Origin of the sequence: Phycicoccus sp., from assembly GCF_035325325.1 — a bacterium.
Lineage (GTDB): Bacteria > Actinomycetota > Actinomycetes > Actinomycetales > Dermatophilaceae > Phycicoccus.
Genome location: NZ_DAOLAC010000036.1, coordinates 1 through 14,415, shown reverse-complemented (window position 1 = coordinate 14,415; position 14,415 = coordinate 1). Strand labels below are relative to the sequence as shown.

Below are 14,415 nucleotides of genomic sequence, written 5' to 3'. Positions count from 1 at the left end.
GTGAGCACGTCCGACGAGCCGCTCCTCCGGCTGCGCGGGGTGACCAAGACCTTCGGTGCGGTGGAGGCGCTCGCGGGCGTCGACCTCGACGTCCCCGGCGGTGCGGTCACCGCACTCGCCGGGGACAACGGCGCCGGCAAGTCGACCCTCATCAAGTGCATCGCCGGCATCTACGCCCCGGACGCCGGCGAGATCATCTGGGAGGGGAGCCCGGTCCGGCTCGACGGCCCCGCCGCCGCGGCCGCCCTCGGCATCCAGACCGTGTACCAGGACCTCGCCCTCTGCGACAACCTCGACATCGTCCAGAACATGTTCCTGGGTCGCGAGCGGCTCCGCCGCAGGCAGCTGGACGACCTGTCGATGGAGCAGGCCGCCACCGACACCCTGCGCGACCTGGCGGTGACCACCGTGCGCTCGGTCCGCCAGCACGTGGCGTCCCTGTCCGGTGGCCAGCGGCAGTCGGTCGCGATCGCGAAGGCCGTTCTCTGGGAGTCGAAGCTCGTCATCATGGACGAGCCGACAGCCGCCCTGGGAGTGGCCCAGACCCGGATGGTCCTCGACCTCGTGCGCACCCTCGTCGACCGAGGCCACGCCGTCCTGCTCATCTCGCACAACATGACCGACGTGTTCCAGGTGGCCGACCGGGTGGCCGTGATGCGCCAGGGCCGCATGGTCGACGTGCGCCCGATCGGTGAGATCGACCAGCGCATCGTGGTCGACCTCATGACCACCGGGCAGAGCGACCGGGAGGTGGCCCGATGACCGACCACGACACCGCGACCGGACGGCGAGCCGCCACCCCGACCCCGCCGGACGGACCCACCGCCACGGTCCTGGCGGGGCCCACCGAGGCAGTGACGGCCCGCGAGTACGTCGCCCTGGGGTGGCGACGGATCAAGGGCGGCGAGACCGGCGTCCTGCCCGTCGTCGGCGGGTTGCTGCTCGTCTCGGTGATCTTCGAGAGCCTCGACCGCCACTTCCTCACGACCGGCAACCTCGTCAACCTCCTCGTCCAGGCCGCCGTCTACGCGCTCCTCTCGATGGCCGAGGTCTTCGTCCTCCTGCTCGGCGAGATCGACCTGTCAGTCGGCTTCGTCGCCGGGGTCGGCGCCGTCGTCGTCGCCCCCTGGTGCAGCCACAGGTCGGCTGGCCGTGGTGGGCAGCCGTCCTCGCCGCGCTCGCCGCCACGGCCGCGATCGGTGCCCTCCAGGGCACCCTCATCACCCGGATCGGGTTGCCCTCGTTCGTCGTCACGCTCGCCGGGCTGCTGTTCTGGAACGGCGTCATGCTCTTCGTCCTCGGCAACGGAGGCTCCATCCTCGTCCAGGACGACGTGGTCAACGGCATCTCCAGCAGCACCCTCCCACGGCTCGCGGGCTGGGTCGTCGCGCTCGCCGGCGTCGTCGTCTACGGGGTCCTCACCTGGCGTCGGGACGCCCGCCGCCGGTCCTCCGGCGTGGCCGCTCCCCCGGCCGTCCTCACTGCGGCGAAGATCGGCGGCGCCCTCGTCGGGGCCGTCGCGCTCGTCCTCGTCGCCAACGCGGACCGCGGCATCCTCGCCCCGGTGTTCGGCCTGCCCGTCGTCGTCCTCGTCGTCCTCGCCGTGCTCGTCCTGTGGTCCTGGCTGCTCGGGCGGCGTCGTTTCGGCCTCTACGTCTACGCGGTCGGGGGCAACGCCGAGGCGGCCCGCCGCGCGGGCATCGGCCTCGCGCGCATCCGCACGCTCTCCTTCCTCCTCTGCTCCCTCACGGCCGGGATCGCCGGGGTCGTCTACGCCTCCCGGCTGCGTTCCATCTCGACGTCCCTCGACGGGGGCACGCTCGTCCTCTACGCCGTCGCGGGGGCCGTCATCGGTGGGACGAGCCTCTTCGGCGGTCGCGGGAAGATGCTGCACGGCGTGCTCGGCGGCCTCGTCATCGCGGCCATCGACAACGGGATGGGCCTGCTCGGCTTCAGCGCCGCCGCGAAGTACGTCGTCACGGCGGTCGTGCTCCTCGTGGCCGTGACGATCGACGCCGTCGCCCGGCGGGGCCGAACGGACTGACCGCGCACAGCCCGCTCGCGTGAAGTTCGCGGGCAACGTCCAGAGCCCTCCCAGCGTGCCTCGTTAGCGTTGGCCACAGGATCCAGAACGTGTCTATACCAACCGATCCTGTTGCACCACAACCGCTTCCGACGACACGACAGGTGGCCATGCAGACGACCCGACACAACCCCGGACCACCGTTGACCACCTCGAACGACGAGCAGGTCGAGCGCCTGTTCGCGGAGCTCGGCCGCAGCACGGAGGAGTCCGAACGACGACGGCTGCGCGCCGAGATCGTCGAGCGGATGCTCGGCGTGGCCGACGCCGTCGCGCACCGGTACTGGCGGGGGGGGCTCGACGAGGAGGACCTGCAGCAAGTGGCCCGGACCGCGCTCGTCGCGGCCGTCGACCGCTACCGCGTCGGACGTGGGCACGGGTTCGTCGCCTTCGCCGTCCCGACCATCACCGGTGAGCTGCTGCACTACTACCGCGACCAGGCCTGGGTGGTGCGTCCGCCACGACCGGTGCAGGAGCGGCGGATCCGGCTGTGGACCGTCGAGCCGGCCCTCCAGCAGCGCCTCGCCGGCACCGTGAGCCTCGGCGACCTGGCCCGAGCCCTCGGCTGCGGGATCGACGAGGTCCGTGCTGCTCGCTCCTGCTCGAGCGGCCTGCACCCGGTGTCCCTCGAGTCCCCGGCCCACGACGGTGGCACCATCGGCGACGCGGTCCCGGTCGAGGGTGACGACTACACCGACCTCGAGACGCACCTGGTCCTCGTCGAGCTCGTCCGCCGGCGGACCACCCTCGAGCGGCGGGTCCTCGAGCTGCGGTTCGTCGAGGAGCTCACCCAGCGCGAGATCGCGGCCGCGACCGGGATGGGCCAGGTGCAGGTCTCGAGGATGCTGCGGCGGATGCTCACCGAGCTGCGCGAGGGCCTGGGGCAGCGGGTCGCCTGACCCCCGCCCCGGTGGGACGACCCGGGGTCAGCCGGCCACCCCGGTGACCTGGAGGTCGTGGCGCACGGTCCCGCGGTCCGTGCTGCAGGCGACCGTGTACGGCCCGGGGACGACGTCCTCGACGAGCAGGGTGCGAGTGCTGCCCGGAGCGAGCGAGGGCACCTCGCCGATCGAGTCGTTGCCGTCGGCGAGGAACGAGAAGGAGGCATCGGCCCGGCCCGTGTTGCGGACCACGAAGGCGACCGCACCACGCTGCAGCGCGAAGGAGCCCGTCGAGACCTGGCAGGTCGACGGGGACGTCGTCACGTCGACGACCACCTGCGCGTCGGCCGTGCCGGTGCGTCCGGCCGACACCGTGCCCTCGTTCGCGAGCCCGCAGGCGCTGAGCCCGCCGGCGCCCAGAAGCACCACCGTGGTGAACCGTGCGGTCCTCGTCGTGACGGAGCGCATCCTCCTCACCTCCCTGTCCGGACGGCCGGTACGGCCGGTCATCGTCGGGCCCCGCCCGCGGTCGGCAGCGGCTCCACCGGCATCCCGGACGAGGCGGCCGTCATGATGTCGTGCCAGTCCGGGGCGGCGATGCTCGAGCCGTAGACGCCGGGGTAGAAGCGGCCGCCGATCGTCACGTCCGTCATGCCGAAGGGCCGGGCCGGCGTTCCCACCCACACCGCCGTGGAGAGCTGGGGGGTGAAGCCGACGAACCACGTCTGCGCGTGGCTGTCGGTCGTCCCGGTCTTGCCCGCCGCAGGCCGGCCGGGCAGTCCCAGCCCGCTGGCCGTTCCCCGCGGGTCGACCAGCGGCGCCTGGAGCACGTCCGCGACCTGGGCGGCGACCGCGGGGCGCAGGGCGCGGTGGCAGTCGGCACCGGGAACGGGGATCGCCCGCCCCGTCGCGTCGACCACCGAGGTCACCGGCACCGGCCGGCACCACGTGCCGCCGGACGCCACCGCGGCGTACGCGGCGGCCAGCGTGACGGGTGAGACGCTGGCGGCGCCGAGGGCGACCGTCGGGTAGGGAGGGACCGGTGTGCCGTCGCCCTGGTGGACGCCGAGCGCCCGCATCGTCGAGAGGACGTGGCACAGTCCCACCCTCGTCGTCAGGGCGGCGAACGCGGTGTTGACCGACTGGGCGGTGGCCTGCCACAGCGAGATCGGGCCGCCGCGCCACACCTCGTCGTTGTAGACCCGCCAGTCCGGCCACCCGCGGCAGGAGTCGGTGTTCTCGGCCGGCGTGACGGTCGCGGCGAACGACGGCCCGGCGGCGGGGGCGTCCACCGTGGCGGTCTCGGGGACTCCCGGGGCGAACGCCGGGGCGAGGACGAAGAGCTTCGCGGTCGAGCCGCTCTGGAAGCCGTAGGTCGCCCCGCCGTCGGCCCGGTCGACGGCCCAGTCCACCTGGGTGGCACCGGGTCCGGAGAAGCGGCTGGTCTGCCCGATCGCGAGCACGTGACCGGTCCCAGGCTCCACCACTGCCGCCGCCGAGCCCACCCCTGACGGGTCACCCACCGGGACGCGGGAGTCGAGCACGGACCGGACCGACGCCGAGAGCCCCGGCCGGAAGGTGGTCCTGATGGTCAGGCCGCCGCGGTCGACCGCGGCCAGGCGGGCGGCCGGCGACCCGCCCAGCGCCGGGTCCTGCTCGAGCCACGCGAGGGCGTAGGTGCACTCGTACGGCTCGGGCGAGCCGGCGCAGGTGCCCTGCGGTCGGCTCGGGTGGAGCATCGAGGCGATGCTCACGGCCTCACCACGACGCGCCTGCTCCGGGGTGATGACGCCGAGCTGCGCCATCCGCTCGAGGACGACGTCTCGACGTTCGCGTGCCGCCTGCGGGTGGACCAGCGGGTCGGTGGCCGACGGAGCCCGGACGCCCCCGGCGAGCAGCGCGGCCTGGACGTAGTCGAGGCGGCTCGCCGGCACCGAGAAGTACCGTTCCGCGGCCGCCTGCACGCCGTACGCGTGGTCGCCGTAGTAGGCGAGGTTGAGGTAGCCGGCGAGGATCTGGTCCTTGGTCTCGGTGCGCTCCAGCCGGATCGCGTACCGCAGCTCGTCGACCTTGCGGGCGACCCCAGCCATGCCCTGCTGGGTGACGGCGGCCCGTTCGGCCGCGGGGTCGCCCTCGGCCCGAGCGCCCGACTCGAGCACGAGCTTGACGTACTGCATGGTGATCGTCGAGGCGCCCTCGATGGTGCCGTCGGCCGTCGCCACGAGTGCCCGCCCGAGGGAGCGCAGGTCGAGCGCCCCGTGGTCGTAGAACCGGCTGTCCTCGATGGCCACCTGGGCTCGGCGCATGATGGGCGCGATCCGGTCGAGGGGCACCACGACCCGGTCCTCGGAGTAGGGGGTCGCGATGAGGTGCCCCGATGCGTCGAGGATGCGCGACGGGCCGACGAGCCCGTCGGCGGGCAGGGTGGCGGGCATCCCTTCGAAGCCACCGACGGCCCCCTCGGTGGCCACGGAGGCGGCGAGCGCACCGGGCGCGAGCGCGGCGGCTGCCAGGACGCCCACCGCCATCGACCCGACCAGCAGTGCGGCGAGCCCTCGGGCGATGCGCATCGGTCCTCCGTCCTCCGGGCGGCTCGGCGGGACGGAACGTGGTGCCGGAGGACACCGGAGCGCCCGTCGTGCGTTTCTGACCCGAGCGAACTCCCCCTCGCTGCACGGCGGCTCGACACGGGATGTGAGGCACCTGTGACCGAGACAGGCGCTGTCGTGACCTCATCGCCTGCGTCCGACTCGACACCGACCCCTCCGACACAGCGGGATCGCAGCGCCCGCGCAGCCGAGGCCCGCAGGGTGGACGGATGAGACCCACTCGGACCACGACCGTCGCCGCCACCCTCGCCGGACTCGGCATCGCCGTCGCCACGGCAGCCCCCGCCGCCGCCAACGACGCGACCCTGAGGATCCGCAACGGCAGCGGCACCGTCGTCGCCAAGGCCTGGTACGACGACCTCACCGACACCCTCTGCGTGCGCAGCTACGTCAAGGGCGTCATGGCCACGGCCCGCATCGGCCCCTCGGGTGGCGGCACCTTCGCCACCGCGAACGACGCGGGCTTCAAGAAGTCGACGAACTGCACCGGCAACCTCTCCATCCCCGAGGACCGCCTGTACTGGATGAACCTCTCGTTCCGGACGACGTCGAAGGACACGACCTTCTACACGTGAGCCGTGCGGGCCGGGCGCTCCGAAGGTCAGCTGTCGAAGCCGATGCCGACGGCGTCCATGGCGCGCAGCCACAGGTTGCGGCGGCCGGTGCGGTCCTCGGCGGCCAGGCTCGCCCGGGTCAGCCGCACGCCGACCCCCCGCAACGGCTCGGGCGGGAACGGGAGCGGCTTGCGACGGACCATCCCGAGCCGGGTGGCCTCGGTGTCGTGACCGTGGACGAGGTCGAGCGCGACCCGGGCCCCGAAGCGGGTCGAGGCCACCCCCAGCCCGGTGTAGCCGACGGCGTAGGCCAGCCGGCCACCGAGCGCCGTGCCGAAGACGGGCGTGAAGCGCGACGTCGTGTCGATGACGCCCGCCCAGCGGTGGGTGAACCGGACGCCCTCGAGCTGCGGGAAGATGCCGAGGAAGTGCTCGGCGAGCAGGTCGTGCGAGGCCGACTGCTCCAGGCGCGGGTCGATGCGGCCGGGGAAGTGGTAGTTCGCGTCGTAGCCCCCGAAGAGGACCCGGTCGTCGAGGGTGCGCCGGTAGTAGTGGAACTGGTTGCCGGCGTCGGTCAGCCCCTCGCGGCCCTCCCAGCCGACCGCCGCGAGCTGCGCGGCGGTCAGCGGCTCGGTCATGAGGACGTGGTCGTAGACCGGCAGCGTGTAGAGCGCGAGCCGCTTGAGCACTCCGCGGAACGCTCCGGTGCCGACGACGACCCGCCGGCCGTGCACGCTCCCCCACTCCGTCGCGACCCGCACCCCGTCGCCGTCGGCGTCGAGCGAGGTGACGGCGGTGTCCTCGTGCACCCGCACCCCGAGCCGCTCGGCGGCCGCGGCGAGGCCCCAGACCAGCCGGGCGGGGTCGACGAGGCCGACGGTCGGGTCGTGCATCCCGGCGAGGTAGCTCGGGGAGTCGACCCGGGCGCGCGCCTCCTCGCCCGAAAGGAGCTCGACCGGCACACCGTGGGCGCGGTGCAGCGCGTACGCCTCGCGGACCGTGCCGACCTGCCGCTCGTCGAGCGCGAGGGTCATCTCACCGGGGACGTGCAGGTCGCAGTCGATGCCGTACCGCTCGACCGCCGCGGCGAGGCCGGCCATGTTCTCGGCCCCCAGCCGCTCGAGGGTCTCGACCTCGTCCGGCCAGCACGCGACGCCCTGGGCCAACCCGTGGGTCAGCGAGGGCGAGACGAACCCGCCGTTGCGCCCGGACGCGGCGATGCCGAGCCGCCCGCGCTCGACGAGGACGACGTCGCAGGACGGGTCGTCCTCCTTGGCCTGCACGGCGGCCCACAGCCCGGTGAACCCGCCACCGACGACGACGAGGTCGGCGCGGTGGCCGTGCCCGGTGAGCGGCGGCCGAGCGGCCGGGCGCAGGTCGGGCCGGTCGGTCCAGTAGACGTCGGGGACGGCGTCGGCGAGCGAGGCGCGGACGGCGGACGGGGACACGGGCATGACCGCATCCTGCCGCAGGCCGGTCCTTCGGCGCGAGGGTCCGTCCACGGTTCTCGCGGCCACACTCCCCCAAGCCCCCTGAATCCGAAGGTCACCAGTCCTCCTGCCGCCGCGATCCGTGGCTGCCGGCCGACGGGGATGGCCACGCGCCGCGTCGCCGACCTCGCCGAGGTTGCCGTTCGGTCACGATCCGGTGCGATTCCCGGGCCGTCGTTTCCCTGAGAGCCACCTGTGTCGCTAGGTTGCTGATGCATGAGCGAGCCCCTGGTCGTGATGACCGACGTCAACAAGCACTTCGGTGACCTCCACGTGCTCAAGGACATCAACCTCTCGGTCGGCCGGGGTGAGGTCGTCATCCTCATCGGGCCCTCCGGCTCGGGGAAGTCGACCCTGTGCCGCACGATCAACCGGCTCGAGACCTTCGAGACCGGCTCGATCACCATCGACGGCAAGGAGCTGCCCATGGAGGGCAAGGAGCTCGCCGCGCTGCGCGCCGACGTCGGGATGGTCTTCCAGTCCTTCAACCTCTTCGCGCACAAGACGATCCTCGAGAACGTCACCCTCGGGCCGATCAAGGTCCGCGGCATGAAGAAGGCCGAGGCCGAGAAGCGCGCCCTCGAGCTCCTCGAGCGGGTCGGGGTGGCTCACCAGGCCGAGAAGTACCCGGCGCAGCTCTCCGGCGGCCAGCAGCAGCGCGTCGCCATCGCCCGCTCGCTCGCGATGGACCCCAAGGTGATGCTCTTCGACGAGCCGACCTCGGCGCTCGACCCGGAGATGATCAACGAGGTGCTCGACGTCATGGTCGAGCTCGCGAAGAGCGGGATGACGATGATCGTCGTCACCCACGAGATGGGCTTCGCCCGCAAGGCGGCCAACCGCGTCGTGTTCCTCTCGGACGGCCAGGTCGTCGAGGAGGGCACGCCCGAGGAGTTCTTCACGAACCCGCGGAGCGACCGCGCCAAGGACTTCCTCGGGAAGATCCTCACCCACTGACCCACGAGGGACCCACCACGCCGGCGCCCGGTCACGAGGGCTCCGGCACGACAGGGAGGAACCAGCACATGACGACACGACGATGGGGTGCGGTCGCGGCCACGGCGGCGCTCGCGCTCGGACTCGGCGCCTGTGGCAGCAGCGACGACGGCGGCGGCAGCGGGAGCGGCGGCGGCAGCAACGGCATCAAGATCGGCATCAAGTTCGACCAGCCCGGTCTCGGCCTCAAGAAGGGCAACGACTACACCGGGATGGACGTCGACGTCGCGACGTACGTCGCCAAGCAGCTCGGGCACGAGGCGGGCGACATCCAGTGGGTCCAGGCGCCCAGCGCCCAGCGCGAGACCCTCATCTCCACCGGCCAGGTCGACCTCGTCGTCGCGACGTACTCGATCACCGACTCGCGCAAGGAGAAGGTCTCCTTCGCCGGGCCGTACTTCGTCGCCGGCCAGGACCTGCTCGTCCGGGCCGACGACTCCTCGATCACCGGCCCGGACACCCTCGACGGCAAGAAGCTGTGCTCGGTCACCGGGTCGACGTCCGCGCAGAAGGTCAAGGACAAGGTGCCCGGGGTCAACCTCCAGGAGTTCGGCACCTACTCCGAGTGCGTCGCCGCGCTGGTCTCCAACGGCGTCGACGCCCTGACCACCGACGACACGATCCTCGCCGGCTACGCCGCCCAGGACCAGTACAAGGGCAAGCTCAAGGTCGTCGGCCAGCCGTTCTCCGAGGAGCGCTACGGCATAGGCCTCAAGAAGGGCGACACGGCCCTCTGCCAGAAGGTGACCGACGCGATCAAGAAGATGATCGACGACGGCGAGTGGCAGAAGATCGTCGACGCGAACCTCGGGCCGGCCGGCTACAAGCCGCCGGCGGGCAACCCGCCCACCCCGGACGCCTGCTCCTGACCGCGCCCCGGACCCGGTGATGCCGTCCGCCCCTCGGGTGGGCGGCATCACCGGGGACGGGCCCCGCCCCGGCCGAAAGGTGCCCCGATGGGCGACATCCTCAGCAACTACGACATCCTCGGTGCCTTCTGGGTGACGATCCAGCTGTCGGTGCTCTCCGCCGTCGGTGCGCTCGTCCTCGGCACCGTCCTCGCCGTCTTCCGGGTCTCACCCGTCGGCGTCCTGCGGTTCCTCGGGTCGTTCTACGTGAACACCGTGCGCAACACGCCGCTCACCCTGCTCATGCTCTTCAGCATCCTCGGCATCACCTACATCCTCCAGATCCCGTTCTCCCAGGAGGCGAGCCGCAACGCGTACTGGTGGGCGGTGGTGATGCTCGCCGTCTACCACGCCGCGTTCGTGTGCGAGGCCCTGCGCAGCGGCGTCAACACCATCCCCGCGGGCCAGGCGGAGGCCGCCCGCTCCATCGGGCTCACCTTCGGGCAGTCACTGCGGGAGGTGCTGCTGCCCCAGGCCTTCCGTGGAGCGGTGGCCCCCCTCGGGTCGACGCTCATCGCGCTCATCAAGAACACGACGGTCGCCGCGGTCATCCTCGGCACCGCCGAGTCGGCCGGGCTCCTCGCCCAGATCACCGAGAACGAGGGGGCGAGCCTGCCGACCTTCTTCATCTTCGCGCTCGGCTTCGTCATCCTCACCCTCCCCCTCGGCGTCGGCATCACGAGCCTGTCCCGGCGGCTGGCGGTGAAGCGATGAGCACCGAGAACGTCCTCTTCGACGCCCCGGGACCACGGGCCCGGTTGCGGCACAACGTCCTCACCGGTGTCGGTGTCCTCCTCCTGCTCGGTGGGCTCTGGCTCGTCTACAGCAAGATGTCCGAGCGCAACCAGCTGCAGGGCTACCAGTGGAGCCCGTTCGTCACCGACTCCGCGGTGTGGAGCGACTACCTCCTGCCCGGCCTCTGGGAGACGATCAAGGCGGCCCTGATCTCGATGGTCCTCGCCGGTGCCTACGGCCTCGTCTTCGGGATGGGCCGGCTCTCGCACCTCACGTGGGTGCGGTGGGTGAGCGGCGTCGTCGTCGAGTTCTTCCGCTCGGTGCCGGTGCTGCTCATGATGGTGTTCTTCTTCTTCGGCTGGTTCGCCACCGCGACCTGGCTGCCGAACCAGTACGCCCCCCTCGCCGCCGTCGTCCTCGGCCTCACCCTCTACAACGGCTCGGTCATCGCCGAGCTCGTCCGCTCCGGGGTGCACTCGCTGCCCGCGGGTCAGGCGGAGGCGGGCCTGTCGATCGGGCTCTCCCCCGGTCAGACCATGCGCTCGATCCAGCTGCCCCAGGCGTTGCGGGCGATGCTGCCGGCCCTCATCGGCCAGCTCGTCGTCATCCTCAAGGACACCGCGCTCGGCACGATCGTCCTCTACCCCGAGCTGCTCACGGCGGCCAAGACCCTCGGCTCCGGGTACGCCAACACCGTGCAGGCCTACCTCGTCGTCGCCCTGGTCTACATCCTCATCAACTACACCCTGACCAAGGTCGCCGGCTTCGTCGAGGGCCGGGTCAAGCGTCGTCAGCGCGGGGGCGGCGGGGCGGCGCCGCTGCCCGTCACCGCCGCCGCCGAGGGCTGACGCCGAGGCGGGCGGGTCAGTCCCCCAGCGGGACGGCCCGGCCGGTCGCGGCCGACGCATAGGCCGCGCGGACGCCCTCCAACGTGCGCCGGCCGACGCCGCCGTCGCGCCGGGGGGCGCCCTCGTCCCGGACCGTGGCGAGGAAGTCCTCGAGCATCAGGGCGTCGAGGTCGACCCCGACCGGCTCCCAGCGCAGCCCGCCGACCCGGTCGTCGTACACCTCGACCCGCTCGGAGAAGGCGTCGAGCGCGATGCTGCCGCGCTCCCCCTCGACGGCCAGGGTCAGCCCGCCCCAGCCGGGGTAGCTGGCCGGCGCGCTCCAGCTGCAGTCGATGGTGGCGACGAGGCCGTCGGGGTAGGTGAGGGCCACCAGCCCACCGGTCTCGACGTCGACCTCGTCGGCGTGGACGACCCGGTTGACCTGGGCGTAGACGCTGTCCGGCCGGTCGTCGAACAGGTCGTCGAGGAGGTCGGCGAGGTGGACGGTGTGGTCCATGAGGGCTCCACCGCCGGCCAGCTCCGCGTCGACGAACCAGCGCCGGGACGCGATCGGCGCCTGACCGTTGTTCGTGCCGGTGACGGCGAGCACGCGACCGACGTCGCCGCGCCGGACCCGCTCGCGCAGCTCGCGGAAGCCCGGGTGGAAGCGCACCGGGTAGGCCGTCACGAGGTGGACGCCGGCCCGCTCGCACGCCTCCTGCATCGCCACGGCGTCCTCGAGGGTCGTCGCGAGCGGCTTCTCGCAGAGCACGTGCACGCCCGCGGCGGCAGCCTGCTCGACGACCGGCCGGTGCCGCGCGTTCTCGGTGCACACGACGACCGCGTCGAGCCCCTCGGCGAAGAGCTCGTCGTAGCCGTCGACGTGCCGGACCCCGAGGGCGGCCGCGAGCTCGGCCCCCCGCGCCTGGTCCTCGCCCGGCGTGCGGCCGTCGGGGTCGGCGGCCACGAGCTCGACGTCGGGGCGGGCCGCCAGCAGCCGCGCGTACCCGGCGGCGTGGACGTGGGCGAAGGAGGCCAGCCCGACCCGCAGCGGCCTCATGCCGGGACCCCCGCGAGCCGCACCGGCTCACCGACCTCGGCCGAGCGGCGGGCGGCGAGCGCGATCTCCAGCGCGGCGAGGCTGTCGGCGGCACTCACCCGGGGCGCCGGACCGCCCGCCCGGGCGGCGGCGAACTCGGCGAGCTCGGCGACGAACGGCACGCTCGCCCCGCTGCCCCCCGGGAGCAGCTCGCCGCCCGCACCGGCCTCGGGGAGGTCGAGCCGCAGGCCCTCGGTCCCCTCGCTCGCGTGCCGCAGCAAGCCGGTCGCCCCGGCGACGGAGAACGTCGTCCGGAACCGCTCGTGCGGATGGCCCCAGCCGCCGAGGACGTGGGTGAGAGCACCATCGGCGTGGGTGAGGACGGCGGTCGCGACGGTCGGGCCGGGCTCGGCACCGGCGACGGCGGCGAAGACCTGGACCACCTCGCCGGCCACCCACCGGGCGAAGTCGAAGTCGTGGATCATCTGGTCGACGAGGATGCCGCCCGAGCGCGCGTCGTCGGCGAACCACGACCGCTCGGGGCGGGCACCGCGACGGGTCAGCCGGAGGACCGCGGGCGCCCCGATCCGGCCGGACGCCACGAGCTCGCGGGCCGTCGCGTACTCCGGGAAGTAGCGCACCACCTGGCCGGGGTGCAGCTGCACGCCGGCCGCCTCGCACGCGTCGATCATCGCCACCGCCTCCTCGTACCGGTGGCTGAGCGGCTTCTCGCAGACGACGTCCCGCCCGGCCGCCGCGGCGCGCAGGACGATGTCCTGGTGGGTGTGGGTTGGGGTACAGACGTCGACGAGGTCGCACGCCTCGAGCAGTGCGTCGAGGGAGGGCACGACCTCGGCACCGACGCGCGCCGCCGCCGCCTCCGCGCCGTCCTGCGAGTGGACGAGCAACCGGGCGCCCAGGTGCCGCCACGCCTCGAGGTGCGGCGCGGCGATGCCCCCGGCGCCGACGACGCCGACCGTCGGACGCGGCCAGGGCTCGGGCGTCACTTGACCGCCCCCTGCAGCATGCCGCTGATGAACTTGCGCTGGAACACGAGGTACACCACCAGGATCGGGAGGATGACGACGAGGGTGCCGGCGGCGAGCACCGGGACGTCGCTGGAGTACTGGCCGACGAAGAACCCGAGACCCGCCGGGGCGGTGCGGGCGGACGGGTCCTGGATGAGGATGAGCACGAGGAGGAACTGGTTCCACGACCACATGAAGAAGAGCACGGCCATCGTCGACAGCGCCGGCACCGAGACGGGCAGCAGCACGCGGCGCAGCACGGCGAACGAGCTCGCGCCGTCGATCTGGGCCGCCTCGACGAGCTCGCGCGGCATCGAGCGGAAGTGGGTGCGCATCCAGAAGATCCCGAACGGCATGAAGAGCCCGGCCTCGGCGAGGATGACGCCCCACGCCGAGTTGGTCAGCCCCACCGCGCGCAGGTCGAAGTAGAGCGGGATGACGATGAGCTCGACCGGGAGGGTGAGCCCGAGGAGGAAACCCCCGAAGATCCAGCCGGCGCCGGGGACCCGCAGGGTGCCGAGCGCGTAGCCGGCGAGGGTCGCGCAGACGACCGAGATCGGGACGACGGCGAGGCAGATCTTCGTGCTCGACCACAGCAGGCGCCCGAAGGAGGCCGTCGTCCACGCCTCCCGGAAGCTCTCGAGGCTGAGGTGGGTCGGGACCGCCATCCCCGACACGAGGGTGCCCGGCGGGTTGAGCGAGGCGAGGACGATGCTGACGAACGGCAGCAGGGTGACGACCGACATCACCGCGAGGATCGCGTAGGTGGTCGTCGCCTCGACCCGCCGGCCGCCGCTCACTCCGGCTCCCGCATGAGGCGCTGGATGACACCGACCGCGCCGACGATCAGCACGGTGAGCGTCACGGCGAGGGCGGAAGCGAGGCCCACCTGGCCGTTGGTGAACGCGAGCCGGTAGACGAGCAGGCCCGGCACGGTCGTCGTGTCGCCCGGCGACCCGTTCGTGGTCACGAAGACGATGTCGAAGCTGGCCAGGGCCGCGACGACGGTGATGGTGAGCGCGACGGCGACCTCGCCGCGCAGCGCCGGGAGGGTGACCGCGAAGAACTCGCGCACCGCACCCGCGCCGTCGAGGCGGGCCGCCTCGTACAGGGTGCCGTCGATCTTCTGCATCCCGCTGAGGAAGAGCACGAGGCAGAGCCCGGTGAGGGCCCACGACCCGATGAGCCCGACCGCCGGCAGCGCGAGGGTGAAGCTGCCGAGCCACGCCTGGGTGACCCCGCCGAGCCCCACGGCTCGCAGGATC

Annotated in this window: 15 protein-coding genes; 8 read left to right on the top strand and 7 right to left on the bottom strand. The window is 72.7% G+C overall.

The genetic code is table 11. The features are described from left to right. The 3 genes from PKA89_RS16820 (at position 1) to PKA89_RS16810 (ending at position 2,982) form a co-directional block, all read left to right on the top strand. Entirely contained in the window at positions 1-762 is a 762-nt protein-coding gene (locus PKA89_RS16820) for an ATP-binding cassette domain-containing protein (RefSeq protein WP_324421395.1), read from the top strand. A gap of 367 nt (positions 763-1,129) precedes the next feature. Next, positions 1,130-2,044, top strand: coding sequence for an ABC transporter permease (locus tag PKA89_RS16815; protein ID WP_324421394.1), 915 nt, complete (start codon positions 1,130-1,132; stop codon positions 2,042-2,044). 149 nt (positions 2,045-2,193) lie between these two features. Beyond that, positions 2,194-2,982 carry a sigma-70 family RNA polymerase sigma factor gene (locus tag PKA89_RS16810; protein WP_324421446.1) on the top strand — a complete coding sequence of 263 codons (789 nt, stop codon included), beginning with the start codon at positions 2,194-2,196 and terminating at the stop codon, positions 2,980-2,982. Between the two features lie 27 nt (positions 2,983-3,009). On the opposite strand, the gene PKA89_RS16805 is transcribed toward PKA89_RS16810, so the two are convergent. Then, the gene (locus PKA89_RS16805) at positions 3,010-3,432 is read right to left on the bottom strand and encodes a hypothetical protein (RefSeq protein WP_324421393.1); all 423 of its coding nucleotides are present in this window, start codon (positions 3,430-3,432) and stop codon (positions 3,010-3,012) included. 38 nt (positions 3,433-3,470) lie between these two features. Then, complete coding sequence (locus PKA89_RS16800) at positions 3,471-5,534, bottom strand: transglycosylase domain-containing protein (RefSeq protein WP_324421392.1); 2,064 nt, start codon at positions 5,532-5,534, stop codon at positions 3,471-3,473. A gap of 248 nt (positions 5,535-5,782) precedes the next feature. On the opposite strand from PKA89_RS16800, the gene PKA89_RS16795 reads away from it, so the two are divergent. Then, positions 5,783-6,148, top strand: coding sequence for a hypothetical protein (locus PKA89_RS16795; protein WP_324421390.1), 366 nt, complete (start codon positions 5,783-5,785; stop codon positions 6,146-6,148). A 26-nt stretch (positions 6,149-6,174) separates the two neighbouring features. On the opposite strand, the gene PKA89_RS16790 is transcribed toward PKA89_RS16795, so the two are convergent. Next, positions 6,175-7,581: an FAD-dependent oxidoreductase gene (locus PKA89_RS16790; protein WP_324421388.1), complete on the bottom strand. Its 1,407-nt coding sequence runs from the start codon at positions 7,579-7,581 to the stop codon at positions 6,175-6,177. Positions 7,582-7,845: 264 nt separating this feature from the next. On the opposite strand from PKA89_RS16790, the gene PKA89_RS16785 reads away from it, so the two are divergent. The 4 genes from PKA89_RS16785 to PKA89_RS16770 all read left to right on the top strand — a co-directional run bounded on the left by PKA89_RS16785 (position 7,846) and on the right by PKA89_RS16770 (position 11,104). Next, positions 7,846-8,574: an amino acid ABC transporter ATP-binding protein gene (locus tag PKA89_RS16785; RefSeq protein ID WP_324421444.1), complete on the top strand. Its 729-nt coding sequence runs from the start codon at positions 7,846-7,848 to the stop codon at positions 8,572-8,574. Between the two features lie 68 nt (positions 8,575-8,642). Beyond that, positions 8,643-9,482: a glutamate ABC transporter substrate-binding protein gene (locus PKA89_RS16780; RefSeq protein WP_324421386.1), complete on the top strand. Its 840-nt coding sequence runs from the start codon at positions 8,643-8,645 to the stop codon at positions 9,480-9,482. Between the two features lie 87 nt (positions 9,483-9,569). Then, positions 9,570-10,235, top strand: coding sequence for an amino acid ABC transporter permease (locus tag PKA89_RS16775; RefSeq protein ID WP_324421384.1), 666 nt, complete (start codon positions 9,570-9,572; stop codon positions 10,233-10,235). Further along, on the top strand, positions 10,232-11,104 hold the full coding sequence (locus PKA89_RS16770) for an amino acid ABC transporter permease (protein ID WP_324421382.1): 873 nt from the start codon (positions 10,232-10,234) through the stop codon (positions 11,102-11,104). Before PKA89_RS16775 ends, PKA89_RS16770 begins: the two co-directional genes overlap by 4 nt. Positions 11,105-11,120: 16 nt before the next feature. Here PKA89_RS16770 and PKA89_RS16765 read toward each other — a convergent pair whose 3' ends face one another. From PKA89_RS16765 to PKA89_RS16750, 4 genes are all read right to left on the bottom strand, one after another. Continuing rightward, a complete protein-coding gene (locus PKA89_RS16765; RefSeq protein ID WP_324421380.1) occupies positions 11,121-12,143 on the bottom strand; it encodes a Gfo/Idh/MocA family oxidoreductase in 1,023 nt (340 codons plus the stop codon). After that, positions 12,140-13,129, bottom strand: a complete 990-nt coding sequence (locus PKA89_RS16760; RefSeq protein ID WP_324421378.1) for a Gfo/Idh/MocA family oxidoreductase — start codon at positions 13,127-13,129, stop codon at positions 12,140-12,142. Before PKA89_RS16760 ends, PKA89_RS16765 begins: the two co-directional genes overlap by 4 nt. Further along, positions 13,126-13,950 (bottom strand): carbohydrate ABC transporter permease, encoded by an 825-nt coding sequence (locus PKA89_RS16755; protein ID WP_324421376.1) that lies wholly within the window; start codon positions 13,948-13,950, stop codon positions 13,126-13,128. Before PKA89_RS16755 ends, PKA89_RS16760 begins: the two co-directional genes overlap by 4 nt. After that, a partial coding sequence (locus tag PKA89_RS16750) for a sugar ABC transporter permease (RefSeq protein ID WP_324421373.1) occupies positions 13,947-14,415 on the bottom strand: 469 nt, incomplete at its 5' end. The genes PKA89_RS16755 and PKA89_RS16750, both read right to left, overlap by 4 nt.